We start from the raw sequence: 1154 nt of genomic DNA on the forward strand, positions 1-1154 counted from the left end.
GAACTGGGAATGACCGGCCATGGGTCGAACGAGCCTCGAAACGGAAAATGGTCAATCGGGCGGGGGGAGCGCACGACACATGTAACAGGTCTGTCGCCCCACCGCACTTTTCGGCGCGGGAGACGACACCCACGGGATTAGAAAGTCAATATGGCGAGATTGCGGCGCGGCCGGGGGCGCGCTGTGAACGCCCTATTGCATCCGCTCCGGCAAAGTCCGGCTCAGCCGCCCGCCGATCCGCAACGGCTCGATGCGGACCGCCAGACCGGTGCGGTCGTCGGTCTCGACGTAACAGCCGCAGACGGTGCCCTCGCCCTCCGCCGGCGACAGCCGCTCGGTCGGCAGCTTGCGCACCATCTTGGCCAGCGCCACCTCCTTCTTCATGCCGATGGCGCTGTCGTAATCGCCGCACATGCCGGCATCGGACTGGTAGGCGGTGCCCTTCGGCAGGACCATGTGGTCGGCGGTCGGCACATGGCTGTGGGTGCCCACCACCAGCGAGGCGCGGCCGTCGCAGAAATGGCCCATGATCATCTTCTCGCTGGTCGCCTCGCCATGCATGTCGATCAGCACGGCATCGACGCCTCCCGGCCCCAGCCGGTGCGCCTTCAGCACCCGGTCCACCGCGGCGAAGGGGTCGTCCATCGGCTCCATGAACAGGCGCAGCAGCACGTTGACGACCAGCACCTTCCGCCCGCCGCGCGCCTGCAACAGGACGAAGCCGCGGCCGGGCGTGCCCTCCGGGTAGTTCACCGGGCGGACGATGCGCGGCTGCTGCTCGATGGTGGAGACCAGTTCCTTCTGGTCCCAGCTGTGGTTGCCCAGCGTCACCGCGTCGATGCCGGCCTCGAAGAACTCCTCGGCGATCTTGACGGTGACGCCATAGCCGCCGGCCGCATTCTCGCCATTCACCACGGTCAGGTCGGGGTCCAGCGTCTCGCGCAGCATCGGCATGTGCGCCAGCACCGCCTCACGCCCGGCCCGGCCCACCACATCGCCGAAGAACAGAATCCGCATCGCCCCAACCTTCCCGAATAACTACTTACGAATGCGGAGCGTCTCGCGCTCCGTCACGATCCAGTCCAGCCGTTCGTCATGGCCGTCCACCGGCACGGCCGGCATCTCCTGCACGGCGAAGGCCCACACCACCGCAG

General features: G+C 67.4%; 1 protein-coding gene. It reads right to left on the minus strand.

Annotation, left to right across the window (positions count from 1 at the left end; genetic code table 11):
• Positions 1 to 192: 192 nt before the first annotated feature.
• The gene (locus I71_RS00595) at positions 193 to 1017 is read right to left on the minus strand and encodes a TIGR00282 family metallophosphoesterase (protein ID WP_042688655.1); all 825 of its coding nucleotides are present in this window, start codon (positions 1015 to 1017) and stop codon (positions 193 to 195) included.
• Positions 1018 to 1154: the final 137 nt, after the last annotated feature.

Source organism: Azospirillum sp. B506 (genome assembly GCF_000333595.1).
GTDB lineage: Bacteria > Pseudomonadota > Alphaproteobacteria > Azospirillales > Azospirillaceae > Azospirillum.